Consider the following 22,663-nt stretch of genomic DNA (forward strand, 5'->3'; position numbering starts at 1 on the left):
ACCATCGCGGATACTCTGAAAGAAGGGCTGCAGGGTCAGTTGAGGGTGCGGTGGTCGCCGGGCAGATCGAGCGAGAAGGCAGGGATCTCCACCTCGAAGGTTTCGCCGATGTCGTTGCGCATGTGGTAGCTGCCGCGCATGATGCCGGATGGGGTCGGCAGCGGGCATCCGGAAGTGTAGGAGAAGCTGTCGCCCGGCAGGATCACCGGCTGTTCGCCGACGACGCCGGGTCCGCGGACCTCCTCCACGTGACCGGCCGCGTCGGTGATCTGCCAGTAGCGCGACTGCAGCTGCACGGCGACGTCGCCGGCATTCTCGATCTCGACCTGATAGGCCCAGACCCAGCGGCCGCCCGGGGGATCGGACTGCTCCTCCAGATAGGCCGGCTTCACGGTCACGACGATCTGCCGTGTCGTCGCCTGGTACATCACACTTGCAACCTTTTCGTCATGATGACAGTCGCATGCATGGCTATAGCGCGGATCGCGGCGGAATTCATCGGTCCGCGCCTCATAATGACAGGGCAGCCGGCGATCTGCCCGGAAAGCGTGACCAATCGCTGGTTCCGGCAGTGGGAAGCGTCGCCGATGCGTGTCGACGACGGGAAGAGGCGGTCTTCACCAAGGAAGTGATGAGTCCGGCTTTACAAGCACGCTCGCCGAGCCCTGCATGCGGTTTGCAAAGCGGCGCGCGCCCGGCGATCCAGCCCCGTCTCCGCACGGCACCTTGCGGCACCAACCGGAATTTGACCGGCAAACCCCTTGTGACGCTAGGTCATTTCATGGACATTCCGGGAGCGTACGAACTCCGCGCCACGGGATTGATCATGACGCTAAATCGGATCTTCATGGCCGCGCTGGCTGCGATGCTCATGGTGGTTGCCGGTGAGAGTGTCGCCGACGAACGCCGCTTCGGCGCATTCGTGGTGAGCAGCGATCGGCCAGGCGTCATCCGTCTCACCGGGCCGATCGGGGTCCGCGACAGCCTGCAGTTCCGCCGGGCGCTCAGGGCCATTCCGGAGGCGCGGACCCTGTTGCTCGACAGTGAGGGCGGCTCGCTGATCATCGCTCTCGATCTTGCCGAGGACGTGCTGGAGCGGGGGCTGACGACCGAGGTCGCGGAGGGATCCCGATGCCTCTCGGCCTGCGCGCTGGTCTTCTTCGCCGGCAGGGAACGTGTGGTGAAGGGCCGCCTCGGCGTCCACCAGGTGGCCTCGACCAGTTCCGGGGACGTCGGCTTCACCCAGTCGACGCTGTCGGACGTGCTCGATCTTTTCCGCCGCGCCGGGGTCGATCTCGAGATCGCGCAGATCATGCTGGCGACACCGGCCGACCAGATGCACGTCTTCAACGCCGAGGAAATCGAGCGGCTGGCGATCAACCAGGCGGGCGGATCGAGCGGCCGCTCTGCCTCGCCGCCGGACAGTGGCGCCGGGGCGCCGGTCGAGGCACGGCTCTCTGCCGAGGCCCGCGAGGCCATCCGCCTGTGCGACGAACTCGCGGCCTATCCCGCGGACCGCAACCGGCCGGCGGGAATCGTCGGCGTCTCCTTCGACGATCTGAATGCCGATCGTGCCGTGCCCGCCTGCCGGTCGGCTGCGGCAGTACAGCCGGATTCGCCGCGCCTGCAATTTCAGCTCGGCCGGAGCCTCGACAAGCTGAAGCGCTATGACGAGGCGCTCTACTGGTACGAGAAGGCGCTCGCCGCCAACTACGCGCCGGCGCAGTCGAATATCGGCTTCATGTATCAATACGGCCTCGGCGTAACGAAAGACCCGAGCGAAGCGATCAAGCACTACAGGAGCGCCGCCGAGCGCGGATATGCTCCGGCGCAGTTCAACCTTGCCGAGATTTATGCGGAGGGAGAGGGCGTTCCGCGCGACGATGCCGAAGCCTTCCGCCTGTACGGCCTGGCCGCTGCCCAGGGCGATGCCGATGGCCAGCGCAAGCTCGGCTGGATGTACGATCACGGTCTGGGCACGGCCGAAGATGATGCTGCGGCGGTGCGGCTCTACCGGCAGGCGGCCGACCAGGGCGATGCATCCGCGCAACGACTTCTCGGCTGGATGTATGCCAACGGGCAAGGCGTCGAGAGAAACGATGGGGAGGCGCTGAAATGGTATCGCAAGGCGGCGGACCAGAATGAACCGGCGGCGGTGCGCCTGATAGGTTGGATGCACGAGAACGGCTACGGCGTTGCCGAGAGCGCGACGGAGGCCGTGGCGTGGTACCGCAAGGCTGCCGATCTGGGTGACGCCGATGCGCAGCGGGAAGTCGGCTGGGCCTATGCCAACGGCACCGGCGTCAGCAAGAACGAATCCGAAGCGGTCAGGTGGTACCGCAAGGCGGCCGACCAGAACGACGCCGCGGCGGAGCGGCTGCTCGGCTGGATGTATGCCAATGGTCTCGGCCTGCGAAAGAACGAAACCGAGGCGGTCAAATGGTACCGCAAGGCCGCCGAAAAGAACGAAGCCGCTGCCCAGAGGCTGCTAGGCTGGATGTATGCGACAGGGCGGGGCATTCGCGAAGACGATGCCGAGGCGATCAAATGGTACCGGAAGGCGGCCGAACAGGACGAGCCCCAGGCTCTCTACAATCTCGGCGCCATGTATCAGTCGGGTCAAGGTGTTCGGAAGGATCTCGCCGAGGCGGCGAGATGGTATAGCAGGGCCGCAGCCGTCGGCCATGAGGACGCCCGCAAGGCGCTTCAGAGGTTGAAGAAGTCCTGACGATGCGGATGGCGCCCGCAGGGCTGGCGACGAGGCGAGTGGAGTTGCAGTGCTCGACGCGATACTGAGGCGGAGGATCGATCCGCCGGTCGAGAGACTGGCAGCCCGGCTGGTGTCATACGGGCTCGGGGCGAATGCCGTCACGGTGGCAGGCCTTGCCATCGGCATCGGCGCGGCAGCGGCGATCGCGCTCGGCAGCCCGCTTGCCGGGCTCGTCCTCATCCTCGTCTCGCGGCTTTGCGACGGGCTCGACGGGGCGATCGCCAAACAGACCCGGCCGACCGATCTCGGCGGTTATCTCGACATCACGTTCGACTTCGTCTTCTACGGTGCAATCCCGCTCGGCTTTGCGGCGCTCGACCCGGCTGAGAACGCCCTGCCGGCCGCCGTCCTGCTGCTGACCTTCTATGCCAATGGCGCGAGTTTCCTCGCCTACGCGGTCCTCGCCGAAAAGCGGCAGATCACCACCGATGTGAGGGGGAAGAAGTCGTTCTTCTTCTCGACGGGACTGGCAGAGGCCAGCGAGACGATCATCGCCTTCTGCCTTTTCTGCCTGTTTCCGGCGTGGTTTCCGGTGATCGCCTATGTGTTCGCGGCGATGACGGCGTGGACCTTTGTCACCCGCGTCTGGCTGGCGGTGAAGACGTTCGGGTGAGGCCGCAAGCTGCTCGCCACGAGAACGCGACGTTTCCTCCGCGCGCCTGGGTCTTGGCAGTTTCACGCAGCGGCCCGCACCCTCGCCCTTCGAGGCTCGCCCGATCGGAGATCGGTCTCGCACCTCAGGATGAGGGCGCTCGGGCTTCGCCGATGAGTGCGGGCGCTTTTCGCCAGACGAGAGGGCTCGGTTTTCGCAACCGAGAGCGCCGAGTTTTACCTAGCCCCTCATCCTGAAGTGCCGCCGCAGGCGGCCTCGAAGGGCGAGGGGCGCCGGGCGCGAACGGGTCGGATCCCCTCGTGGTTTGACAGGCTCACCATGAGGGAGTGGGAGCACGGATCAGACAGCCGCCAGTGCGCCCTCGATGTCGTCCCACAGATCCTCGACGTCCTCAAGGCCCAGCGACAGCCGCACCAGGCCGTCGTCGATGCCGAGTTCGGCCCGGGCCTCGGGCGTCAGGTTCTTGTGGGTGGTCGTTGCCGGATGGGTGACGAGGCTCTTGGCGTCGCCGAGATTGTTGGAAATCAGGATGATCTCCAGCGCGTTGAGGAAGCGGAAGGCTGCCTCCTTGCCGCCGGCAATATCGAAGGCGACGAGGGTCGAGCCGGCCGCCATCTGCCGCTTGGCGATCGCATGGTCCGGATGGTCCTCGCGATGCGGGTAGAGCACCCGCGAGACTTCCGGCCGCTCGGCCAGCCGGTCGGCAACGGTCGCTGCGGCGGCGGTCTGGTGGGCGACACGCAAAGGCAGGGTCTCGAGACCCTTCAGAAGCGTCCAGGCGTTGAAGGGCGACAGCGCCGGGCCGGTATGGCGGTAGAAGTCGTGGAGGTTCTCGTCGATCCAGTCCTTCGAGGACAGCACGATGCCGCCGAGGCAGCGACCCTGGCCGTCGATGTGCTTGGTCGCCGAATAGACGACCACGTCGGCGCCGAGCGCCAAAGGCTTCTGGTGGATCGGCGTCGCAAAGACGTTGTCGACCACCAGCGTTGCCCCGGCGGCGTGGGCAATTTCGGCGACGGCGGCGATGTCGATCACCTCGAGCGTCGGATTGGTGGGCGTCTCCATGAAGAACACGCGGGTGTTCGGCCGCACCGCCTTCTGCCACTGATCGAGGTCGCGGCCGTCGATCAGCGTGCAGTCGACGCCGCAGCGCGCCATCACCGTCTCGACCACGTAGCGGCAGGAGCCGAACAGCGCCCGCGCCGCGACGACGTGGTCCCCGGCCTTCACCTGGCACTGGATGGCGGATGCGACCGCCGCCATGCCCGAGGCGGTGCCGCGGGCGTCCTCGGCGCCTTCGAGCGCCATCATCCGCTCTTCGAACATCCGGGTGGTGGGATTGGCGTAGCGCGAATAGATGAATCCCGGCTCTTCGCCCTTGAAGCGCGCCTCCGCGGCTTCCGCCGTGTCGTAGACGAAGCCCTGGGTCAGGAACATCGCCTCGGAGGTCTCGCCGAAGCCTGAGCGCGTTGTCCCGCCATGGACCATCATGGTCGCCGGCCTGAGGGGTTTCTTTTCGTCGCTTCGCTTCAGCATCGTCATCTCCGAACAGCAAAAAACCGGCCACTGCGATCCCGCAACGCCGGTCCTCCAGAACGTCCTCGTCTTCGGATCGGCCCTTTAGCGAGTTGTTTTACGTGGCTGCAAGCCGGCCGGCCAAATCACCACGATGGCTTTGCAAATAGCTCCGATGCGGTTAGGCGTCAATCCGCGAAAACTTGGGACATGGCCCGGCAGGCGGGCCGAGAGACGAGAGGACGGCGCGAGGTGAGCGCGAGGCTGGAAGGGATTTTGCCGGATCGGGACATCGCGGCGCTGTTCGATGCGGGCGGGCTCGTCGCCGAGCGCGAGCGCGACGGCGACCAGATCCAGCCGGCCTCGCTGGACCTCAGGCTCGGGCCCGTCGCCTACCGGGTGCGGGCAAGCTTCCTGCCGGGCGGCGCCCATTCGGTCGCCGACAAGCTCACGCGCTTTGCCCTTCACGAATTCAGCCTTGAAGGCGGAGCAGTGCTGGAGACCGGCTGTGTCTACGTCGTGCCGCTGATCGAGCGTCTCGCTCTGCCGGCCGACGTGCGGGCGACGGCGAACCCGAAATCCTCGACCGGCCGTCTCGACATCTTCACCAGGGTGCTTGCCGACAATGCCCAGGAGTTCGACAAGCTGCCGGCGGGCTATCAGGGGCCGCTTTATCTGGAAATCTCGCCGCGCACCTTCCCGATCCTCGTCCGCGAGGGCTCGCGCCTGTCGCAGATCCGCTTCCGCCGCGGCGAGCCGACCCTGTCGGCAGCGGACCTCGCGGCGCTCCATGCCGAGGCGCGGCTGACGTCGGCCGAGACGGTCAACATCTCCGATGCGGGCATAGCCTTGTCGATCGACCTTGCCGGCGAGCCGGGCAGCCTCGTCGGCTATCGCGGCAAGCGCCACACCGGCCTCGTCGACGTCGATAAGCGCGCCGCCTATCCGATCGCCGACTACTGGGAGCCGATCCTTCGGCGCGGCAGCGGCGAGATCGTCCTCGATCCGGACGAATTCTACATCCTCGTCTCGAAGGAAGCTGTGCATGTGCCGCCGGACCACGCGGCCGAGATGACGCCCTTCGATCCGCTGGTCGGCGAGTTCCGCGTCCATTATGCCGGCTTCTTCGATCCGGGTTTCGGCCATTCGGCGGCGGGCGGCACCGGCAGCCGGGCGGTGCTCGAGGTGCGCAGCCACGACGTGCCGTTCATCCTCGAGGACGGCCAGATCGTCGGCCGGTTGATCTACGAGAAGATGGCGGCGATCCCCGAGCGGCTCTATGGCGCCGACCTCGCCTCGAACTACCAGGCCCAGGGCCTGAAGCTGTCGAAGCATTTCGTCTGATCAGCCTGCCACACCGGCGGCCGGCGGGTGGCGGTCCGTGACAGTCCTGCCGCGGAGACGGCGCGATGGCTATCCGGTCGCAGACTCTGCTTGACTGGCCCGTCAAAGGGCCTATCGCCTCGGCACGACTATCAGTGTGGGAACGGTATCGTGCAGGCAGAAACCATCTGTGTCGTCGGGGTCGGCTATGTCGGCCTGATCCAGGCGGTCGGACTCGCAAGCTTCGGGCTGAAGGTGAAGTGCGTCGACCTCGACGCATGCAAGATCGAGATGCTGAAGAAGGGCGTCCCGCCGATCTTCGAGGAGGGGCTCGACGAGGCGCTGAAAGAGACCATTGCCCGCGGCCTCATCACCTTCACCACCGACATTGCCGCGGCGGCCGACGCCGATCTGTTCTTCGTCGCCGTCGGAACCCCGACCAGCGAGCGCACCGGCAATGCCCGGCTCGACTATCTCGACGCGGCGGTATCCGACATTGCGGCGGTTGCGCCGCAAGATGCCGTCATCGTCGTCAAGTCGACCGTGCCGATCGGTACCTGCGCCGGGCTGCAGGCGCGGCTCGACCGCGACCATCCGGCCAAGCGCCTGCAGATCGTCTCCAACCCGGAATTCCTCCGCGAGGGGACGGCGCTCAAGGACTTCTTCAATCCCGAGCGCATCGTCATCGGCGGCGCTGGCGAAAGCGCGCGCGAAAGGGTTCGCCGCAGCTACGCCGCCTTCGAGGAACGCGGCGTGCCGATGATCCTCACCGACACCTCGACCAGCGAGACCATCAAATACGCCGCGAATGCCTTTCTCGCGACGAAGGTCACCTTCATCAACGAGATCTCCGACCTCGTCGAGACCGTCGGCGGCGACATCGACCAGGTCGCCCGCGGCATCGGCCTCGACAGCCGCATCGGCCCGCAGTTCCTGAAGGCCGGCCCCGGTTATGGCGGCTCCTGCTTTCCGAAGGATACGCTGGCGCTCGCGACCATCGGCCGGCGCCATGGCGTCCAGCAACAGATCGTCGAGACGGTCATCAGAATCAATGATTCGCGCCGGTTTCACATCCTCAAGCGGATCGAATCGGCGGTCGGCGACAAGCTCGCCGGCAAGCGGATCGCCGTGCTCGGCCTCGCCTTCAAGGCCAATACCGACGACGTGCGCGACAGCCCGGCGGTCGATCTCGTCCATGCGCTGCTGGAGGAGGGGGCGGACGTCAGGAGTTTTGACCCGGTCGCGAGGCTCGCCGTCGATCACCGCAGCTATCGCCAGTGCGACAGCATCGCGGCGGCCTGCGAAGGCGCCAGCGCCGTCCTCGTCGCGACGGAATGGGCGGAGTTCAAAAGCTTCGACTTTGCCGCCGTCGAGGCGCTGGTCGCGCGCCGCTACATCTTCGACATGCGACGAATCGTCGATGTCACCGCGGACTGGGTGCCGCGCTGGGACATCGAGCGGATCGGCTCGCCGCTGATGCGCGCCAGCCTGTGATGCGATGATCCCGTACCTGCGATGACCCCGTACCGGAGACATGGGTGACAGCATGTCGACACCCCGAACGGTTTGCTCAGGCACCTGAGCCGTCGGGGTCCGAAACCCGATGGACGAGTGCAAGCATATCGGCAGGGGCGCAGGGCCGCTCGTCCCCGTTCCGTCGCCGGCCGCGAGGCCGCCGAAACATCTTGCGTCGACCGCGCCCATTGGATAGGCAGTCTTTCGTCGGAGCGTAGCGCAGCCTGGTAGCGCACCTGAATGGGGTGCTGATGCGCCCGAATCCAAATCGGCAGCATTCTCAATTATTTGTTGGCGGCTTGCGCGGCCTGCGTGGTGGATTGCGTGGGAGTCCCGGTCGCCGGGGTGCTCGCGGCTTCCATAGCGTGGCGCAGGTCACTCTGCGTGACGTGGGCGTATTTCGTCGTCGTCGCTATGTCGGAGTGGCCGAGCAGGATCTGGGCGAGCTTGATGTTGCCGGAGGCGCGGACGAGCCGTGAGGCGGCGGTGTGGCGGGTGTCGTGGAAGCGGAAGTTGGTGACGCCGGTCTTGTCGATCGCGCGGCGCCAGGCTGTCTTGAAGCCCTCAGCCGTCAACGGATAGCGGTGGCCGCGAATTCGGGCGCCGCCGGTCTGGCTCGCTTTCTTTGCCCGGCGCGCCTCATAGGTGAAAACGGCCTCCGGATGATGGTCCTTCAGCGTCCAGAGCAGATCGAAGACGGCGGCCGTCATCGGGATCGCCCGAATGCGGTCTCCCTTCCCGGTGACGGTGAGGGTGCGGTTGAAGAAGTCTACGCGGGACCAGCTGAGGCCGATAATCTCGGCGCGGCGGCAGCCTGTGAGAATGGCGAAGACGACGGCCGGGAGATAGTCCTCGCGCAAGGCAGCGGAGATCTCGCTCTCTTCCTCGCGTGTCGCCTCGCGTACCCTCTCACGCGGCTCCTTCAGCTTGTGGCGGCGCCAGTCGATCGTTTTGACGCATTGCCCCCAGACGGCGCTTGCGCGGCGCAGGATCGCATCGAGCGGCTGAGTGACCGTACGATTGACGGTGGCGGGGCTGATCAGCACGTCGGTCAATTCGCCGTCGCGGCGGCGTGCCACGGTCTCGCCGCGGCGCCGGGCAACGAGACGGGCGACGAGGGCATCGTCGATGTCTGCGATCGGCGTCCTGGCGCCGACATTGGTCTGCAGCCAGGCGAGGGTTCGCTCGGTATCATCGGAATTTCTGTGATGCTGGCCGACTTCCGTCCAATAGAGCGTCGCAGCCTCTCCAAAGGAGAGGGGACGGGCAGTGTTAATCGTCGACTCCCTCAGCTTCGCCTTGAGTTGGCGGAGGTATTCTTCCGCGTCGCGACGACGCGTGCATCCCGTCTGGCCTGAAAATCGATGACCGCGATGGTGGAAGTCGTAGGAATAGGTGTCGGAACCGCGACGCTTGTAGACCGACATTTCCGCGCCTCCTTATAGGCCTCGACGTCGGCCGGATCGTAACGCCGGTGCTCGCGCTTCCGGCCGCGGCCGACATTGACGTAGGGTATCAAGCCGTCATTGGTCAGCTCGCGCAAGTGGTCCTCGCAGATCGCCAGGCGCCGCGCCGCTTCCGACGGCTTGAGAAGATCGCAGTGCGCGTCAGCCATGGCGCTTCATCGTTGTCTCGACGCTTCCATTCGTGGCGAGGGTCAGGAAGGCGAAGCCAAGCAGCGACCACCATCCCCAGTCAGCGAACGCGAGGCCAAGGACAGTCCCTGCGGCGGCGAAGATGGCGGCGATGTTCTGGAGCTTCTGCCAGCGCCAGCAGCTCGCCAGCATGGCGTGGTGATCAGCCATGGTGCGAGACCTCCGTCAGCGAGTGGTCGGGCCCGGTCAGCCGGGAGCCGCCGGAGGCCTGACAGACGGATGGCGCGTAGCCGGCAGTCGTAAGGGCCTCGTCGACGATGCGGGCGATGTCGTCGACCACCGTCTGGTCGTCGCGGTCATCCTCGACCACGATGGCGGCAGCGATCTGAAACAGCTTCACCGGACGCTCCTTTCGCGCGCCGTCGCCTCGCCGACGGCCTTGCGGAACGTCGCCAGATCGACCGGCGGCGTCGTCACCTTTTCGCCATCGGCGCTAGTGAATGAGACCGACACGGTCGCCTCGTCTTCACGGCGGCGCCGTCCGGCTCCTGGCTTCGGTTCGCGACCCTTGCGCTGGATCGGCAACTCGTCGTCGCCGAAGGGAAGGTCGGGGTTCATGCCGAGGGCGGACAGGTAGAGGTCGAGAATCGCCTCCTGCTCCTGGCGCTCGTCGGCGTCCTGCTTGCGCAGCGAGATCACGCGGCGCAGGATCTTGGTGTCGAAGCCGTTGCCCTTGGCCTCGGCGTAGACGTCCTTGATGTCGTCGCCGATGGTCTTCTTCTCTTCCTCGAGCCGTTCGATCCGCTCGACGAAAGAGCGCAGCTGATCCTGCGCAACACCGTTCACATCACTCATGCGGCGTCTCCTTCTGTGAGCCGGTTCGCTCGCGCTGCGGCGTCTGGGCAAAGGCGGGCAAGGGCGGTGGCGAAGCGCTCAGAGGCAATGCCGGGCCCGCGCCACGGGCGGATCATGCCGTCGCGCAGCGGTAGCGGCTTGACGTCCCTTGGGAGGTCCGGCCAGGCGGGTGAGAGCGAGTGGAGGTCGCGCTTCTCGGTGGCGAGCGCGCGCATGTCATAGAGCTTGACGAGAGCCCGCCCGCGATCGTCGATCGGCGGCAGCTGCGCCGCACGGTGGATCTCGGCGTCCAGCCGGTCCTCGATGCAGAGGCGAAGGGCTCGCCATCTTGCGATCTGCGCCTCGACGATGACGTCGGGCGTGCCGTTGGCCTCGGCCCGGCGGATCATCTCCGCCTCGACGGCCCGCCGCGCCGGCGTCGGGGTGTCGCCGAGATAGGCCTCATGCGCATCATGGAGCAGGCAATAGGCGGCGAGCGTCGGGTCGCCGGTCTCGCTCTCGGCAGCCTCGGCCATCAGCACCGAGTGCTGTGCGACGGAATAGGGGGTGGCGGTCTGCCCGGCAAAGCGGGCGAGATGCGACAGGCCGTGCGCGATCTCGGATAGGAGATGCGCCGGCTCGATGCGCGGTGCCATCAGGTCGACGAGACGGCCGATGGCCGTGGGTGCAAAGGGGCCTGTCACGAAGCTCCTCCGTCGCCTGCGGAAGGCGCGTCGTTCATTGCCTCGGCGAGTTCGGCGGCGATCGCCCGACGATCGCCCTCGAGGATGTTGAGAGCCCGTGCGATCTGCGGTGCCCAGTCGGCGCGCGCCGTCAGGCAGACGGTCTCGGTGACGCGGCCGTTCTCGATCAGGGCGACGCCGGGCGTCGCGTGGGGTGGGTGTGCTTCGAATCGGCGGGTCACTGCAGCGGACCTTTCTGCGAAGCCTCGCCGCCCTCGGCGATGGCGCCGGCGATCGCCTTGCGAAGGATGGCAAGCTCGGCGGCTGGCATGCCGGCCTCGGCAAGTCGGAAGAGCACGAGTTCGGTGATCGTGGCGCATCCAGCGACCATGATCGCCGCCCGCTCGCCCGCCGTTTCGCCGGCTTTCGCGCCGGCCAGGACGCTTTCTGCCGCGATGCTCAGGGCGCCCGAAGAGGTCTCGAGGAAACGATCGGCGAGGTCTTCCCGCGAAAGCGTCATGATGCGCCTCCAGCCCTGTCGCGCTTGACCTTGGAAATGACGGAGCCCTTGGGAGCAGCCTTCGCGGCGACCTTGCGGGCGGCCCCCGCCGTGGCGGCGGTGACGGTCTCGACGAGGCCGCCGATGAAATGGACGCGGAAGGTGCCGCCCTTGGTGCTGCGCCGGCTAGAACGGGCGGTCATCGTCGACCTCCTCGTCCTCGCTGGTGATGGCCGGGCGATAGTCGACAGGCCGGACCGGTCGCGGATCAGCGCCGTAGCGCTCGCGGGCCGACCGTCGGGCGATTTCCTCGGTGGTCGGGCGCAGGCTGTAGACCGCGCCACCGCCGTAATATTCGGTGACGTATTCCTCGCCGGCTTCGCCGACAGGAATGTCGACGCGCAGCATCTTTGATGCTGCTATCTCGACTTCCTTGACGAAGCCCGGGCGGACGCGATGGCCCATCAACTCGAGAATGGCCCAGCCCTCGAAGGCCGATGCGGTCGTTTCGGTGGTCATGACGCGGTCCCCCGATAGGCGACGAAGGCCTCCTGGCTGGCGCGGTCGATGGCGCCGGCCCGATCGGCGCCGGCCATGCAGCCGACGGCGAAGAGGCAGGCGGCGGCAAGCAGCGCCGCAGCCTCGGTAAGCTGCCGGGTGCTCATGCGACCCGCCGTTCCGACACGCCATAGGCGAGCTGCCGGGCGATGCGGCCGTCGCGGGTGAGATCGTCGGGCGTGAAGCCGGCCTCGATCAGATCGGCGTCGGTGCAGGCGCCGGTCAGCGCTGCAATGTCGATCATCCTCGCGGCCATGCGCTCGGCGGATTCGGAGACGTCTGGAAAGGCTTTGTCTGCCCCGGCCTTAAGCTTCGCGGCGAGGCCGCTCGCTGGCGGGGACCCCGCATCTGTCGGCAGATTGGAGCGGCGGGCGCGGGCGATCTCGGCCGGTGTGAGAGTACGAAACGCGATCATCGCCTCAGCCTCCGATCACGGGAAGGCTGAGGATGCCGGCGGCAAAGCCGAAGCCGATCAGCACCGCAGCGACGAGCGAGGCAGCGAAGAAGACCGCCATGAGAAATGCGTCGAGACGCCTGCGGGCCTCGCCGGCAGCAATCAGCTCGGTGCGGAGTGCCGCGTCGCCCTCGTCGAAGAAGCCGAAATGACGGCGGCTCACGGCCTGGGGATCGAAGTAGACGCCGCCCGACGCCGCGCGGGGAGGACGCCCGGCGTCGGACGGCGCAGGCGCCGCCGTCTGGGAGGAGGAGGCGACGGCGGGTCTGAAGAGGGTAGTTCGCACGAAAATGCTCCTATCGGAGGTTGATGGGAGGCAAAGCTAATGCGGTCTTTTGTCCGCGTCAAGCTGAAATGCGGTCAAACGTCCGCTTGTCGTCTCCGTTGCTTCGCGCGAGCCTTGCGAGTGCAGATTGTGGAGGCGGCGCATGGATGTGGCGAAGCGGCTTGAGGATGCAATGGGGACGGGGGAGCTCGTCTCCATCCGGTATCATGGCGGTAGTCAGCCGGGCGCGATCCGGGACATTGCTCCGCTGGCCATTGAGGGGACGAAGCTCCGGGCCCGATGTTACGCGTCCCACACCGTCAAGACGTTTTCGCTCGACAAGATCGAGCCGCTGCCGACACCGGCCCGCACGGCCGATCCCGCGCGCTGGCAGGCGGGATGGTTTCCAGACGTCGAGGGCGAGCCGGATGCGGTTGAGGACATTTGCCCGGGTTCTCGCGAGCGATGGGCCGCACTCGGCTGGTCGGTGCGCGAGACGGCTGACGGATCGGGTTTCGCACTCCGCCTTCATCGCCCGAAAAAGCGAGGATCCGGCTTTCTCGCCGCGCCGTGCGTCGAATTGTGTTTCACGCCGATGCGCCGGCGCGTTGTCATGACCGGGGATGTCACCGCGTCCGGGGCCGCCGTCCTCGTCGAGGTCGAGGATGGAGAAAGCGCGCGGCCGTGGCGGCTAAGGACGCGCAGCGACACGCGGACATGGAAGCATTACGATAAGGCTGCGGCGGCTTTTCGAGAGGCGGCCGATCGCGGACCTGGCGCCTGATCAGACGCCGAACAGCTCGTTCAGCGTCAGAACGCGATGCACCGCTTTGAGGTGGCGCGCGGAAAACTCGACCGTTGCGTCGGGGTTGAGCTTGCGGATGAACAGCTTGTCAGAGGTCGCGTGGTCATAGATGCCGACGAACGCCTCTACGCCACTGTGCTCGGCATATTGCGCCTGGACGACGACGGTGTCGCCCTGGCGGGGCGGCTTGTAGGGATGAACGAATCGGAGGTCGCCGGGCATGTGCGCCGGCACCATGGAGTTGCCGGCGACGTAGAAGGCGTAGGCCTCCGGCACCTGCATCAGGGCCGGCGGCCGCCGAACAAACTCGACGACGCGGCTCTCCATCTCGAAAGCGCCCTCGTGACGGACGGCAAGGGACGCAGCGGCAGTGCCATAGACCGGCATGTTCGGCGGCATGGCCTCTCGCATCTGGTCGAGATTAACCGAAGCGATCGGCAAAACCTCTGAGAGCGGGCGTCCGGCTTCAGCCTGTGATCCCCTATCTTCCGACTTCTCAGATGCTTGAACACCAGGCGTCTTCTCGCCGCGACCCCATCGCAGCCATTCGAACGTCGTCTCCAGTCCGTTCGCAAGTTTCTGCAAGTTGTCTGTGTGCGGTACTTGGCCGGGTCGGCGCAGCGTGTTGCGCACAAAGTCCCGCGAGAGTCCGCTCCGAATTGCGGCGGCGTTGGCGCTCAGGCCAAGGTCGGCCAAGCGCTCGCTGATCCGCGCATGCAGCGCCTCGGCGGTGTGATTGTTTGTCGCATCAGCCATGTCGCGGACAATAATCCGCGCGAGCGCCGAAGTCATGCGGACGATCGCCCGTTGACTATGCGGTCAAATGTCCGCATATTGCCCGCATGATGACCCTCCGCGAACAACTCATTCATGTGGCTGACCGCTACTGCCAGGCTGTTGGCCTGTCGCGAGCCCGCGTCTCGACCATTGTCCTTGGCCGAGGTTCGAAGCTCGACGACCTCGCGCGGGGCGGAGATGTGACCACTCGCATTTTCGAGCAGGCGGTCAGCTGGTTCTCCGCCAATTGGCCCGACGGCACCGACTGGCCGAATGGCATCGCACGACCTGCGCCGCAGCCTCAGGCCAGCGCGGGTGTCGTTGGCAGGGATGAGGCGGGCGCGGGTTCTCTGCCAGCGAAGAGCGACGCGAGTGAGCTTAAGGGCGGGGCAGACAACGATCATGGCGGCGAAAATGCGGCAGATCGGCTGACGGCGCATCGGCAATGTGCCGGCGGTTTTGCCGACGAGGCGACACGATGAGGCCGCAGAAGCCTCGTCGTGGTGCGCATGCGGCGCTCGCCGCAGCTGTCGCGGAGATCGGCGAAAGCGCGCGGGGCGAGCCGCAGCTCGGCATGGCGGAGGTTGCCGCCTTCCTGTCCGTCTCCGAGGGCACGCTCTACAAGGCGCTCGATCCCGACCAGGCAGGTGAATTCTCCTATGTGCGCGCGCGGCAGATCACCGAGCGCTACGGCTGCACGGCTCTTGCCGAAGACATGGCCATGGCCGCGGGCGGCATCTTCGTCCGGCTGACCGGCGAGAAGGTCGGGAGTGCCCGCTACATGAAGACGATCGCCGAGATCGGCGAAAGCATCCACGCCGTCGTCCGGAACATCGCCACCGCCGCCGAAGACGGGCGCATCGAAGCGGTTGAGGTGAGGGCGCTGCGCATGCGGGAAAGCATCGCGGCGGCGCTCGTCGTCCTCGTCACCCACGACCTGCACCTCAAGCAGATCCTGGAGGCGGGCGAATGAGCGGCCAAGCTCGTCAGGTTCGGGCTGCGCGGCGTCATGAGCGCTTCGCAACGCTCCAAATGGAGCCGACTTGTCTATCGAGACGGCTCCTGAATAATGAGCAAAGTTTCGTCGCCGTTTGCAGCGAAGTCGATCCAATAGAGGTCGTCAGTATCGCGAAAATCAAAGCGAAGGGTATTTGGAAACTCTCCTGCTACGAATTTCTCTCTGAATGCATTGGATATTGCGGGCATGCTCTCATATCTTGTCGTGGGAATGTCTGTCATGACCTCTATGCAACTGGACCGCAAAGCAAGGGTAGGGAGGCTTTTGCACGCAAGAAAGGATTGAGGGAACGTAACTATCCCCCCTTCAAAAGTTATATGCCAAACCCCGGCGATTGGATGCCATCTAGCATCTGGGTGTGTAGTCCCGAAAGCAAGACTCTTCATGGACGTTCTCCCAATTTTCGCGCCGCTCTCCATAGCCGAATACATGTATTTCATTGCATAAGTATTATCACTGATACCTATCGACTGCATCTTGTCTGCAAGGAGATCCATCGCGATCTGCCAGTATCGAGTTTCGGGGGCTACTATTATTCGCTGCAGAACTCGAATGGCGATTTCGATATCGGTCTTGCTTTCGGAATTGAGAAGATTCGCGCTGATTCGGAGATCTTCAAGATTCTGCTTCTCTTCAGATGCAAGTCTCTGAAGGCGTGTCTCCTTAATCTGGTCGGTCTGCCGATCGATTGCGTCACGCTGAGAATCGGCATGGCGACTAGCAATCGTGCCGCGCCACAAGACGGAGAAGGCGGTCACCAGGGCGCCAAGAAAGACCGAGACACGCCAAACGACGTCAAGGCGAAACCGCTCGTCCCCGTTCACAAGCTTCGGCGAGTCGAAGAGCGGCAGGCCCAGCCACGCCACGACGTAGACCGCGAAACAAAGCGTCACCAACGTAGCCAGCAAGAAGACGCGTTCGAGCGCGCGGCGCCAACGGAGGGACCACAACCAGTCCTTCACGCGCCGAAAAGCACTCCGGTCCTCCCGGTCGAGTCTGTCAGGCATTCCCCACCTCCGCGCGCGATCGTAGCGGCCGCCCTCCGCAACGCAAGGGCGAGGGCGGCATGAGCCCGCGACAGAACACCTCCACACGACGCGATATCACTCGTCGTTCGGCTGTCCTCGACGGCTGCGCCCGCTCAGCGGTCCGGTCCAACCTCCCGACGGACTGGACGGGCCGGGAGATCGCCGAGGCGGCGCGGCTTTGGAGCGAGGGCGTCGGCGCGACGCAGATCGGCGTGGCGCTGGGCCGCTCGAAAGGCTCCGTCCTCGGGATGATGCATCGCAATCGCGCCCGCTTCCCGCTCCGCAAGGGCGGTGGCGTGTCGCTGGCGAAGACGCGTCCGATCTCCCCCCTTGAGGGGGGTCGGGAGCGAGACGCGCGGCTCGCATCCGACCCTGGCAAGGCAGAGGGGGGTGCCTCGACCCCGTCACTACCCCCCTCTGAGCTGCCGCCCATCTCCCCCTCAAGGGGGGAGATCACCGAGCGTCGGGGCCACCGCCCTTCGAAGCCGCCTCTAGCGGCACCGCGGGATGATAACGGCCAGACACCGAGCCAGGTCACGCATCAGCCCGAAGCGCCATCGCTCGCCGCACGCGCTGCGGCCTTCGCGCCGCTTCCCGGCACCAGGCCGGTGCCGCACCTGACGCTCGAGGCAACGACCTTGCGCACCGGCTGCACCTGGCCGGTCGAGGTCGAGGGCCACTCCGGCCCGCAGCTCTTCTGCGACGCGCCGGTCTCTCTCGCCCGCCGCGAAAGCGGCCAGCGCTGCTGGTGCGACACGCACGCCGCCCTCGGCCGCGGCGAATGGACGGGGAGGTCGGCGTGATCGCCCGCAAGCTTCTGGTCTCCGCGTTTGACATCGAAGCCGTCACCTTTTTTAGGCCGCTGGCCGCCTGGCAGGCGACGGCTGCAGTGCGAGTATCAGACAGCGTTGACGAGATGCTCGAAGGCGCGATCACAAAACTCGCTGCAAAAAGCAATCCTGCGTCTGCTGTGGCGGCTCAGTATCTTCTAAGCTACGCCCTTAACTTTGCGGAATATATTGCCCCAGTGAGGCTGATCCTCGCTGACTTTGCCGCCAGGGCAAAGCACAGGTGGCTTATTATCCCGATAAAAATTCCGTCCTGCTCGCAAGTCGATAGAATTAATCTCGTCCAAACCACCGACAATAGCGCACCAAGAAAAATTGCAATCTCCAAATTCGTTTTCGGAAAGCAAATTCGCGGGAATTGCGCGAAAATGACAATTAAGAAATTTGCACCTAATAAACTTATTTCTCATGCCTATAATCACCATATCCGCTTCAGCGAAAATAAAATCGTTATAGAAAGTTGTCTTTTCAAAGATATAATACGTCGCGAGTTCGTGCCTATAGCTGTTTGCGCCTATCTTTCCTCCAGAGTACTCACACTGGAAAACTCCAGATACAAGTGTCCAGACGCATTTTTCATCGTCACTCTGGAAACTGATCGTTCGACCGCTTTTGCGGCTCAACTTCGCACCGGCCGCCAAAGCGGCAATTGCGGATCGGACACTGATCCCCTCGTGCCCACTACGCCCATTGCGCTGAACGAAGTCCGCCAAGAGATCCATTGCTTCGACGGCGTATTTTTCGCTTGGATCAACGACGATCGCCTTCAGAGTGGCGATTGCGGCTTCGACTTTTGCAGGCTCCTCAGCTCCAAGCATCTCGCCGCCTTTCTGCAGCATCAAGGCCAGATTGTTCTCCTGTGTCGCCTGGATCTGACGGGTCATCCGATCAACCTGCTGCCGGCTGGTTTCTGTCTGGCGCACCGAAATCATGCCGCGCCAGAGGACCGTGATTGCAGTCAGAAGACCGCCGAGAATGATCGAGAGGCGCCAGAGGAACTCCATGCCGGCATTGATCTTGCCCGGAGGCATGCTCATGACATTCCAGCCCACCATGGCAATGACACCGACGACAAAGGCGAAGGTCATCATCGTCCAATGGGCGAGTTTGTATTCTCGCCGACGCAGAGCCGCTCCGGCTTCCTGATGCTCGCCGAGCCGGTTTCGCCGAAAGAGCAGACGCATCCAGCGCTGCCACTTGGAAAAGCGTGGTGGTTCGTTTTCCCAGGGGTTGCCTTTCCCGCCCGTCTTGTGCCGCCACCATTCGGGCATGCGTCTTCTGACAGCGTTGCGCATCAGGTGGCGCGGCGAACGCAGCCCCTTGTGTTCCGTCATGTCCCACCTCCAGCTGTCACCGTAGCGCCCGCTTTTCGCAACGCAAGCGGGAGGTTGGCATGATCGACCTGCAGCTCTTCGCCTTCGATGTCGTGGTCGTCGACTTTCCCTGGCCGTGGGCGACGTGGTCGCCGAAGGGCGAGGAAAAGTCGCCGCAGGCGCAATATCAGACCATGACGATGGAGGAGATCGCCGCCACGCGGATCGGCGACCTTCTGGCGCCCTCCGGGCTTCTCGTCATGTGGTGCACCTGGCCGCTGATCGACCGGCAGGCGGCGATCATGCGCGGCTTCGGTATCGAGCCGGTGACCGGCGGCGCCTGGGCCAAGCGAACACCTTCGGGAAAGCTGCGCTGGGGCACCGGCTACGTGCTGCGCTCGGTCTGCGAGCCGTTCCTCGTCGGGCGGCTGAAGGGCGCGGCGATCGCCAAGGGCAAGTGCAAGAACCTCGTCGAGACGCTGGAGGATGCCGCGATCGACGGCGTCGCCCGCGAGCACAGCCGCAAGCCGGACGAGTTCTACGCCCTGATCGAAGCGCTGGTGCCGGACGGGCGGCGGGCGGACATCTTCGCCCGTCAGCGGCGGCCCGGCTGGACCCCTTGGGGCAACGAGATCGAAAAGTTTCCGGAGGCCGCGAAATGACCATTCGGCCCGACTTCCCGACCTTCGATCCGGCGATTGTCGCCTTCACGCGGGCGCGGATCAAGGCCGACCCGGCAGGGCGGCTGGATCTTTCACGCACCTATCGCGACTTTATCGCCTTTGAAGAGAACCGCGGCCGGGCCGCCGTGGCGCCCAGCGACTTTGCCGAGGCGCTCGCCGTGATGGCCGCCTCGGTCGGGGGCGGGCGGTTCGGCGACGCTGTCACCGGGCTCGCCCCGATCTTCCCGAACCCGCTTGCCGACTTCTTCGAAGCGACCTTCGCTGCCCGAATGGGCGCGATGCTGGCGGTCGAGATGGTCAAACAGGCGGCCGACGACGCCGGCTTCACCCATCGCGAGGTCTTGAGCTTTGCCCGGGCGCGCGGCCACGAGCTGCGCCGCAACCCGGCCGGGCCTGATTTCCTCACCGACCTGACGCTGGCGGTGCGGCCATGAACGCGGCGCAGAAGATCCTGCAGCTCGAGGCGGACGTCGCCGAGCGGGATGCGGTGATCCGCAACCTGCGGGCCGAGTTGGCCGGCGGTGTCGCGCTGGTGCCGCCGGCCTGGGGACTGACGCGGGCCGAGACGATCATCGTCCAGGTGCTCGCCCGCAGCGGCTTCGCCGCGCCGGAAACGCTGTTTGCCGCGCTCTGGGGCGCCGAGTGGCGGGCCTCCGACCCACACAACATGCTGCGGGCGCATCTCTCGCGCCTCAGGCCGAAGATCCGCCCCCACGGGCTTTCGATCCGGGCCACCCGCGGCCTCGGCTACCGGCTGACCGGCCGCGAACACCTCAAGGAGGCGCTGTCATGCTGACCGCGATGCAATCGGCGGCGATTGTCGCTCTCTGGCGCACCTCTCATTTCGACACGCTGGACATTGCCCGGCTGCTCGCCGTTCCGGAGCCGGACGTCGTGGTGCTGCTCGATGCGGTGCGCGATGCCGAACGGGGCGAGGCGATCTTCGCCCTCGTCGAGGGAGGCCTGGCGTGAACAGGCCAGACAGAGCCCTGATCGACGCCTTCGTGGAGGAGGCGCGGCAGGTGAGCGTCGGCGAGGCGGCGGACCGGCTCGGCGTTGCCGGCCTCAAGCGGGTTTCGACCGGCGAGGAGGCGGGCCCTTGTTCCGTCTGCGGCGGTACCGACCGGTTTTCGATCAATCGCGGCCGCAACGCCTGGAACTGCCGTGGCGCCGACGGCGGCCATGACGGGATCTCGCTCGCAGCCCATCTTTCCGGTCTCGATGTCTCGCAGCGCGAGGGATTCCTCGCCGCCTGTGCGGCAGCCCTCGGCCGGGACGCGCCCGGGGACGAGGCGGAGAGCGCCGAGGAGCGCGCTCAGCGAGAGGCAAGGCTTGCTAAGCGGCGGCGCGAGGCGGAGGCGAAACGGGCCGAGGCCGAGCGGATGCAGAACGTCTATCGCGAGAAGGAGATCGCCAAGGCGCGCGGCAAGTGGGCCCATGCGGCCCCGATCGCCGGCAGGGCGGGCGCGCCGGTCATCGCCTATCTGACCGCCCGGCTCGGCGGTTTCGCGCCGCCGGCGCTACCCTTCGCCCGGGTGATCGCCGACGAAAACTATTGGCTGCAGCCGCAGAAGGGCAAGGCGATGGCGGTCTGCGTTTCGGCGGATCGGCCAGGGCCTGATGCCGTCTGGCGGCCGGTCTGCGGACGTGGCGAAGTCGAGGCGATCTTTTCCTCCCCGGCGATGGTGCTGCCCTTCGTGATGCCTGATGGCGCCATTGTCGGCTGCCATCTGACATGGATTGCCCGTGCGGGCATGGCGTCACACAAGGGCCGGCCCTCGGTCTGGCTGCGGGAAGAGGCGCTGGACGGCCCTGACGCCGGCTCGGTGACGATCGCGCGGTTGCCGATGAAGAAGATGCGCGGCGTGAAAAAGGGCGGTCTCCTGCCGCTGGTGGGTTCCGTGGCAATCGATGGCCGCATCCTGCCTGACCCGGCGCGGACGCGCTTCGTCTGCGGCGAGGGGAGCGAGAACGTCCTCGCCGTCGCGATCGCCGAGGGGGGCGCAACCGACACCATCTATGTCGCCGCCGGCGACCTCGGCAATCTGGCGGGCCGGGCGGCCGCCCGGTTTCCGCATCCGACCCTGAAGAACAAGGGTGGCAAGGCGCCGCTCCAGGTGGCGGGGCCGATTCCGAAGCCGGACGAACCGGCGGATGCGAGCGCCCAAGTGCCGGATCATGTGACCGAGGTCCTGCTCGTCGCCGACGGCGATTCCGAACTAATCGCGACGGGCGCGGCGATGATGCGCGCCGAAGCGCGGCTGTCTCGGCCCGACCGGTCGATGGTGACGGCCTGGCCGCCGGCGGGGATGGATTTCTGCGACCTGCTCTCGGCACGCGAGGAGGCGGCGTGATGCGACAGCCCACTCTCTTCTCTGGCGAAGCACGACTTGCCTATGACGACGCGATCGAGCTGACGATCCAATCGATGCGGGCTTATGGGCCGGAGCACCCGCATTGGTGCATCGCCTGGTCAGGAGGCAAAGATTCCTCGGCCGTTCTGACGCTGATCGTTCATCTGATCGATGTTGGTCGAATTGCGCCACCAAAATCTCTGACGGTCTTCTACGCTGATACGCGGCAGGAACTGCCGCCGTTGCAGGCATCAGCCTTCGCGCTCATGGAGCAACTTCGCATGCGAGGCGTCCCGTGCGAGGTGGTTCGCGCTCCGCTCGACAAGCGGTTCCTCGTCTACATGCTTGGTCGCGGTGTGCCGCCTCCAAACAACAACACGCTCCGCTGGTGTACGCGGCAGATCAAGGTCGATCCGATGGCGGCGGCAATCTCCGCTCGGCTCGACGCTCTGGACGGCAACGTCCTGATGATCACCGGCGTCAGGCAGGGCGAAAGCGCTATCCGAGATCAGCGCATCGCTATGTCCTGCGGCAAGGACGGCGCCGAATGCGGGCAGGGCTGGTATCAGCAGGTCCTGCCGCAGTCTAAGGGGGTGCGTGGCCGGATCGCGACGCTGGCGCCAATCCTGCACTGGCGTGTCTGCAATGTCTGGGACTGGCTGCGAATCTATGCGCCGATGAAGGACTATGGCGGCTGGGCGACAGCCGCGATCGCCGATGCCTATGGGGGCGACGAGGCGGCCGAGATCGCCGCCAGGACTGGCTGCATCGGCTGTCCTCTCGCGAGCCAGGAACTGGCGCTTGAGACTGTACTGACCAACCCCGATTGGGCTCACCTGGCGCCGCTTCGGAGGCTGAAGCCTCTTTACCGTGAGCTGCGTGAGCCGCGTCATCGCCTGCGGAAGGCGGGAGCCGAGGTTTTGAAAGACGGGTCGACCGCGGCCAATCCTCAGCGCATGGGACCATTGACTTTTGACGCCCGGCTGATGGCGCTGGAGCGGATCGAGGAGATCCAAGCCGAATGCAACGAGGCCGCAGCGAAACGCGATGGGCCCGGCGTCGATATCCTCAATTCCGAAGAAACAACGCGGATCCGCGAATTGGTTGCTGCGGAGACCTGGCCACAGGGATGGGACGGCAACGAGCCACGGGCTGATACACCTCTCGACCTCGTATTTCGGGACGGCTCGGTGCAGCCGCTGATGCTTTAACC

At 65.6% G+C, this 22,663-nt stretch carries 30 protein-coding genes, 2 pseudogenes and 1 riboswitch; of the genes and pseudogenes, 14 read left to right on the top strand and 18 right to left on the bottom strand.

Features of this window, described 5'->3' with window-relative positions; translation table 11 throughout:
* Positions 1 to 35 precede the first annotated feature (35 nt).
* The gene (gene apaG / locus E3C22_RS17955; protein WP_134759330.1) at positions 36 to 428 is read right to left on the bottom strand and encodes a Co2+/Mg2+ efflux protein ApaG; all 393 of its coding nucleotides are present in this window, start codon (positions 426 to 428) and stop codon (positions 36 to 38) included.
* 5 nt (positions 429 to 433) lie between these two features.
* Here apaG and E3C22_RS17960 point away from each other — a divergent pair, with 5 nt between their 5' ends.
* Together E3C22_RS17960 and E3C22_RS17965 are read left to right on the top strand one after the other, a co-directional pair.
* Positions 434 to 2,728 carry an SEL1-like repeat protein gene (locus E3C22_RS17960; RefSeq protein WP_134759332.1) on the top strand — a complete coding sequence of 765 codons (2,295 nt, stop codon included), beginning with the start codon at positions 434 to 436 and terminating at the stop codon, positions 2,726 to 2,728.
* Positions 2,729 to 2,777: 49 nt separating this feature from the next.
* A complete protein-coding gene (locus E3C22_RS17965; protein WP_134759334.1) occupies positions 2,778 to 3,383 on the top strand; it encodes a CDP-alcohol phosphatidyltransferase family protein in 606 nt (201 codons plus the stop codon).
* 339 nt (positions 3,384 to 3,722) lie between these two features.
* On the opposite strand, the gene E3C22_RS17970 is transcribed toward E3C22_RS17965, so the two are convergent.
* Complete coding sequence (locus E3C22_RS17970) at positions 3,723 to 4,919, bottom strand: O-succinylhomoserine sulfhydrylase (protein ID WP_134759337.1); 1,197 nt, start codon at positions 4,917 to 4,919, stop codon at positions 3,723 to 3,725.
* Between the two features lie 64 nt (positions 4,920 to 4,983).
* A riboswitch (SAM riboswitch) is annotated at positions 4,984 to 5,061 on the bottom strand.
* 47 nt (positions 5,062 to 5,108) lie between these two features.
* Here E3C22_RS17970 and E3C22_RS17975 point away from each other — a divergent pair.
* Together E3C22_RS17975 and E3C22_RS17980 are read left to right on the top strand one after the other, a co-directional pair.
* Positions 5,109 to 6,242: a 2'-deoxycytidine 5'-triphosphate deaminase gene (locus tag E3C22_RS17975; RefSeq protein WP_134759339.1), complete on the top strand. Its 1,134-nt coding sequence runs from the start codon at positions 5,109 to 5,111 to the stop codon at positions 6,240 to 6,242.
* A 150-nt stretch (positions 6,243 to 6,392) separates the two neighbouring features.
* On the top strand, positions 6,393 to 7,715 hold the full coding sequence (locus E3C22_RS17980) for a UDP-glucose dehydrogenase family protein (protein ID WP_167591584.1): 1,323 nt from the start codon (positions 6,393 to 6,395) through the stop codon (positions 7,713 to 7,715).
* Positions 7,716 to 8,020: 305 nt separating this feature from the next.
* Here the strand turns inward: E3C22_RS17980 and E3C22_RS17985 are convergent, their stop codons facing one another.
* The 13 genes and pseudogenes from E3C22_RS17985 to E3C22_RS18040 all read right to left on the bottom strand — a co-directional run bounded on the left by E3C22_RS17985 (position 8,021) and on the right by E3C22_RS18040 (position 12,645).
* The gene (locus E3C22_RS17985) at positions 8,021 to 9,163 is read right to left on the bottom strand and encodes a tyrosine-type recombinase/integrase (protein ID WP_134763256.1); all 1,143 of its coding nucleotides are present in this window, start codon (positions 9,161 to 9,163) and stop codon (positions 8,021 to 8,023) included.
* 14 nt (positions 9,164 to 9,177) lie between these two features.
* Positions 9,178 to 9,351, bottom strand: a pseudogene (locus E3C22_RS24980) (helix-turn-helix domain-containing protein); the annotation flags it as partial.
* Positions 9,344 to 9,541 carry a hypothetical protein gene (locus E3C22_RS17995; RefSeq protein ID WP_134763258.1) on the bottom strand — a complete coding sequence of 66 codons (198 nt, stop codon included), beginning with the start codon at positions 9,539 to 9,541 and terminating at the stop codon, positions 9,344 to 9,346. The pseudogene E3C22_RS24980 and the gene E3C22_RS17995, both read right to left, overlap by 8 nt.
* Positions 9,534 to 9,731, bottom strand: coding sequence for a hypothetical protein (locus tag E3C22_RS18000; protein WP_134763259.1), 198 nt, complete (start codon positions 9,729 to 9,731; stop codon positions 9,534 to 9,536). Before E3C22_RS18000 ends, E3C22_RS17995 begins: the two co-directional genes overlap by 8 nt.
* A 209-nt stretch (positions 9,732 to 9,940) precedes the next feature.
* Positions 9,941 to 10,186: pseudogene (locus E3C22_RS18005) on the bottom strand (DUF2312 domain-containing protein); the annotation flags it as partial.
* Positions 10,183 to 10,869, bottom strand: coding sequence for a hypothetical protein (locus E3C22_RS18010; protein WP_134763260.1), 687 nt, complete (start codon positions 10,867 to 10,869; stop codon positions 10,183 to 10,185). The gene E3C22_RS18010 and the pseudogene E3C22_RS18005, both read right to left, overlap by 4 nt.
* Positions 10,866 to 11,090 carry a hypothetical protein gene (locus E3C22_RS18015; RefSeq protein ID WP_134763261.1) on the bottom strand — a complete coding sequence of 75 codons (225 nt, stop codon included), beginning with the start codon at positions 11,088 to 11,090 and terminating at the stop codon, positions 10,866 to 10,868. Before E3C22_RS18015 ends, E3C22_RS18010 begins: the two co-directional genes overlap by 4 nt.
* The gene (locus E3C22_RS18020) at positions 11,087 to 11,368 is read right to left on the bottom strand and encodes a hypothetical protein (RefSeq protein ID WP_134763262.1); all 282 of its coding nucleotides are present in this window, start codon (positions 11,366 to 11,368) and stop codon (positions 11,087 to 11,089) included. The genes E3C22_RS18015 and E3C22_RS18020 overlap by 4 nt, the downstream gene beginning before the upstream one ends.
* A complete protein-coding gene (locus E3C22_RS18025; protein ID WP_134763263.1) occupies positions 11,365 to 11,550 on the bottom strand; it encodes a hypothetical protein in 186 nt (61 codons plus the stop codon). Before E3C22_RS18025 ends, E3C22_RS18020 begins: the two co-directional genes overlap by 4 nt.
* Entirely contained in the window at positions 11,534 to 11,866 is a 333-nt protein-coding gene (locus E3C22_RS18030) for a hypothetical protein (protein ID WP_134763264.1), read from the bottom strand. Before E3C22_RS18030 ends, E3C22_RS18025 begins: the two co-directional genes overlap by 17 nt.
* Positions 11,863 to 12,012, bottom strand: a complete 150-nt coding sequence (locus E3C22_RS24525; protein WP_167591809.1) for a hypothetical protein — start codon at positions 12,010 to 12,012, stop codon at positions 11,863 to 11,865. Before E3C22_RS24525 ends, E3C22_RS18030 begins: the two co-directional genes overlap by 4 nt.
* On the bottom strand, positions 12,009 to 12,320 hold the full coding sequence (locus tag E3C22_RS18035; RefSeq protein WP_134763265.1) for a hypothetical protein: 312 nt from the start codon (positions 12,318 to 12,320) through the stop codon (positions 12,009 to 12,011). Before E3C22_RS18035 ends, E3C22_RS24525 begins: the two co-directional genes overlap by 4 nt.
* 4 nt (positions 12,321 to 12,324) lie before the next feature.
* Complete coding sequence (locus E3C22_RS18040) at positions 12,325 to 12,645, bottom strand: hypothetical protein (RefSeq protein WP_134763266.1); 321 nt, start codon at positions 12,643 to 12,645, stop codon at positions 12,325 to 12,327.
* 142 nt (positions 12,646 to 12,787) lie between these two features.
* Between E3C22_RS18040 and E3C22_RS18045 the strand changes: the two genes are divergently transcribed.
* Positions 12,788 to 13,408: a WYL domain-containing protein gene (locus tag E3C22_RS18045; RefSeq protein WP_134763267.1), complete on the top strand. Its 621-nt coding sequence runs from the start codon at positions 12,788 to 12,790 to the stop codon at positions 13,406 to 13,408.
* Here E3C22_RS18045 and E3C22_RS18050 read toward each other — a convergent pair whose 3' ends face one another.
* Complete coding sequence (locus tag E3C22_RS18050) at positions 13,409 to 14,221, bottom strand: LexA family transcriptional regulator (RefSeq protein ID WP_134763268.1); 813 nt, start codon at positions 14,219 to 14,221, stop codon at positions 13,409 to 13,411.
* A 50-nt stretch (positions 14,222 to 14,271) separates the two neighbouring features.
* Here E3C22_RS18050 and E3C22_RS24825 point away from each other — a divergent pair, with 50 nt between their 5' ends.
* Together E3C22_RS24825 and E3C22_RS18060 are read left to right on the top strand one after the other, a co-directional pair.
* On the top strand, positions 14,272 to 14,688 hold the full coding sequence (locus E3C22_RS24825; RefSeq protein ID WP_245515051.1) for a hypothetical protein: 417 nt from the start codon (positions 14,272 to 14,274) through the stop codon (positions 14,686 to 14,688).
* A complete protein-coding gene (locus E3C22_RS18060) occupies positions 14,685 to 15,179 on the top strand; it encodes a phage regulatory CII family protein (RefSeq protein ID WP_134763269.1) in 495 nt (164 codons plus the stop codon). Before E3C22_RS24825 ends, E3C22_RS18060 begins: the two co-directional genes overlap by 4 nt.
* A 74-nt stretch (positions 15,180 to 15,253) precedes the next feature.
* Here the strand turns inward: E3C22_RS18060 and E3C22_RS18065 are convergent, their stop codons facing one another.
* On the bottom strand, positions 15,254 to 16,231 hold the full coding sequence (locus E3C22_RS18065) for a hypothetical protein (protein WP_134763270.1): 978 nt from the start codon (positions 16,229 to 16,231) through the stop codon (positions 15,254 to 15,256).
* Positions 16,232 to 16,860: 629 nt separating this feature from the next.
* On the opposite strand from E3C22_RS18065, the gene E3C22_RS18070 reads away from it, so the two are divergent.
* Positions 16,861 to 17,055: a hypothetical protein gene (locus E3C22_RS18070; protein WP_134763271.1), complete on the top strand. Its 195-nt coding sequence runs from the start codon at positions 16,861 to 16,863 to the stop codon at positions 17,053 to 17,055.
* A 185-nt stretch (positions 17,056 to 17,240) separates the two neighbouring features.
* Here E3C22_RS18070 and E3C22_RS18075 read toward each other — a convergent pair whose 3' ends face one another.
* Positions 17,241 to 18,434, bottom strand: coding sequence for a hypothetical protein (locus E3C22_RS18075; RefSeq protein ID WP_134763272.1), 1,194 nt, complete (start codon positions 18,432 to 18,434; stop codon positions 17,241 to 17,243).
* Between the two features lie 59 nt (positions 18,435 to 18,493).
* Here E3C22_RS18075 and E3C22_RS18080 point away from each other — a divergent pair, with 59 nt between their 5' ends.
* From E3C22_RS18080 to E3C22_RS18105, 6 genes are read left to right on the top strand one after another with little or no spacing between them, the layout of a single operon-like run.
* Complete coding sequence (locus tag E3C22_RS18080) at positions 18,494 to 19,075, top strand: MT-A70 family methyltransferase (RefSeq protein WP_134763273.1); 582 nt, start codon at positions 18,494 to 18,496, stop codon at positions 19,073 to 19,075.
* The gene (locus E3C22_RS18085) at positions 19,072 to 19,530 is read left to right on the top strand and encodes a hypothetical protein (RefSeq protein ID WP_134763274.1); all 459 of its coding nucleotides are present in this window, start codon (positions 19,072 to 19,074) and stop codon (positions 19,528 to 19,530) included. Before E3C22_RS18080 ends, E3C22_RS18085 begins: the two co-directional genes overlap by 4 nt.
* Entirely contained in the window at positions 19,527 to 19,892 is a 366-nt protein-coding gene (locus E3C22_RS18090) for a helix-turn-helix domain-containing protein (RefSeq protein WP_134763275.1), read from the top strand. Before E3C22_RS18085 ends, E3C22_RS18090 begins: the two co-directional genes overlap by 4 nt.
* Positions 19,886 to 20,068: a hypothetical protein gene (locus E3C22_RS18095; protein ID WP_134763276.1), complete on the top strand. Its 183-nt coding sequence runs from the start codon at positions 19,886 to 19,888 to the stop codon at positions 20,066 to 20,068. The genes E3C22_RS18090 and E3C22_RS18095 overlap by 7 nt, the downstream gene beginning before the upstream one ends.
* The gene (locus E3C22_RS18100; protein WP_245515052.1) at positions 20,065 to 21,450 is read left to right on the top strand and encodes a primase/helicase family protein; all 1,386 of its coding nucleotides are present in this window, start codon (positions 20,065 to 20,067) and stop codon (positions 21,448 to 21,450) included. Before E3C22_RS18095 ends, E3C22_RS18100 begins: the two co-directional genes overlap by 4 nt.
* Entirely contained in the window at positions 21,450 to 22,661 is a 1,212-nt protein-coding gene (locus E3C22_RS18105; protein WP_134763277.1) for a phosphoadenosine phosphosulfate reductase domain-containing protein, read from the top strand. Before E3C22_RS18100 ends, E3C22_RS18105 begins: the two co-directional genes overlap by 1 nt.
* The last annotated feature ends 2 nt before the right edge of the window (positions 22,662 to 22,663 follow it).

Origin of the sequence: Jiella endophytica, assembly GCF_004519335.1 — a bacterium.
GTDB lineage: Bacteria > Pseudomonadota > Alphaproteobacteria > Rhizobiales > Rhizobiaceae > Jiella > Jiella endophytica.

Coding starts and splice junctions, on each gene's coding strand:
- E3C22_RS18030 (WP_134763264.1), bottom strand. CDS start 11,866: ATGACCACCGAAACGACCGCATCGGCCTTCGAGGGCTGGGCCATTCTC.
- E3C22_RS18060 (WP_134763269.1), top strand. CDS start 14,685: ATGAGGCCGCAGAAGCCTCGTCGTGGTGCGCATGCGGCGCTCGCCGCA.
- E3C22_RS17985 (WP_134763256.1), bottom strand. CDS start 9,163: ATGTCGGTCTACAAGCGTCGCGGTTCCGACACCTATTCCTACGACTTC.
- E3C22_RS18035 (WP_134763265.1), bottom strand. CDS start 12,320: ATGATCGCGTTTCGTACTCTCACACCGGCCGAGATCGCCCGCGCCCGC.
- E3C22_RS17995 (WP_134763258.1), bottom strand. CDS start 9,541: ATGGCTGATCACCACGCCATGCTGGCGAGCTGCTGGCGCTGGCAGAAG.
- E3C22_RS17970 (WP_134759337.1), bottom strand. CDS start 4,919: ATGCTGAAGCGAAGCGACGAAAAGAAACCCCTCAGGCCGGCGACCATG.
- E3C22_RS18045 (WP_134763267.1), top strand. CDS start 12,788: ATGGATGTGGCGAAGCGGCTTGAGGATGCAATGGGGACGGGGGAGCTC.
- E3C22_RS18050 (WP_134763268.1), bottom strand. CDS start 14,221: ATGACTTCGGCGCTCGCGCGGATTATTGTCCGCGACATGGCTGATGCG.
- E3C22_RS18095 (WP_134763276.1), top strand. CDS start 19,886: ATGCTGACCGCGATGCAATCGGCGGCGATTGTCGCTCTCTGGCGCACC.
- E3C22_RS18085 (WP_134763274.1), top strand. CDS start 19,072: ATGACCATTCGGCCCGACTTCCCGACCTTCGATCCGGCGATTGTCGCC.
- E3C22_RS18080 (WP_134763273.1), top strand. CDS start 18,494: ATGATCGACCTGCAGCTCTTCGCCTTCGATGTCGTGGTCGTCGACTTT.
- E3C22_RS17975 (WP_134759339.1), top strand. CDS start 5,109: ATGGCCCGGCAGGCGGGCCGAGAGACGAGAGGACGGCGCGAGGTGAGC.
- E3C22_RS18025 (WP_134763263.1), bottom strand. CDS start 11,550: ATGACCGCCCGTTCTAGCCGGCGCAGCACCAAGGGCGGCACCTTCCGC.
- E3C22_RS18020 (WP_134763262.1), bottom strand. CDS start 11,368: ATGACGCTTTCGCGGGAAGACCTCGCCGATCGTTTCCTCGAGACCTCT.
- E3C22_RS18075 (WP_134763272.1), bottom strand. CDS start 18,434: ATGACGGAACACAAGGGGCTGCGTTCGCCGCGCCACCTGATGCGCAAC.
- E3C22_RS18065 (WP_134763270.1), bottom strand. CDS start 16,231: ATGCCTGACAGACTCGACCGGGAGGACCGGAGTGCTTTTCGGCGCGTG.
- apaG (WP_134759330.1), bottom strand. CDS start 428: ATGTACCAGGCGACGACACGGCAGATCGTCGTGACCGTGAAGCCGGCC.
- E3C22_RS24825 (WP_245515051.1), top strand. CDS start 14,272: ATGATGACCCTCCGCGAACAACTCATTCATGTGGCTGACCGCTACTGC.
- E3C22_RS24525 (WP_167591809.1), bottom strand. CDS start 12,012: ATGAGCACCCGGCAGCTTACCGAGGCTGCGGCGCTGCTTGCCGCCGCC.
- E3C22_RS18105 (WP_134763277.1), top strand. CDS start 21,450: ATGCGACAGCCCACTCTCTTCTCTGGCGAAGCACGACTTGCCTATGAC.
- E3C22_RS18090 (WP_134763275.1), top strand. CDS start 19,527: ATGAACGCGGCGCAGAAGATCCTGCAGCTCGAGGCGGACGTCGCCGAG.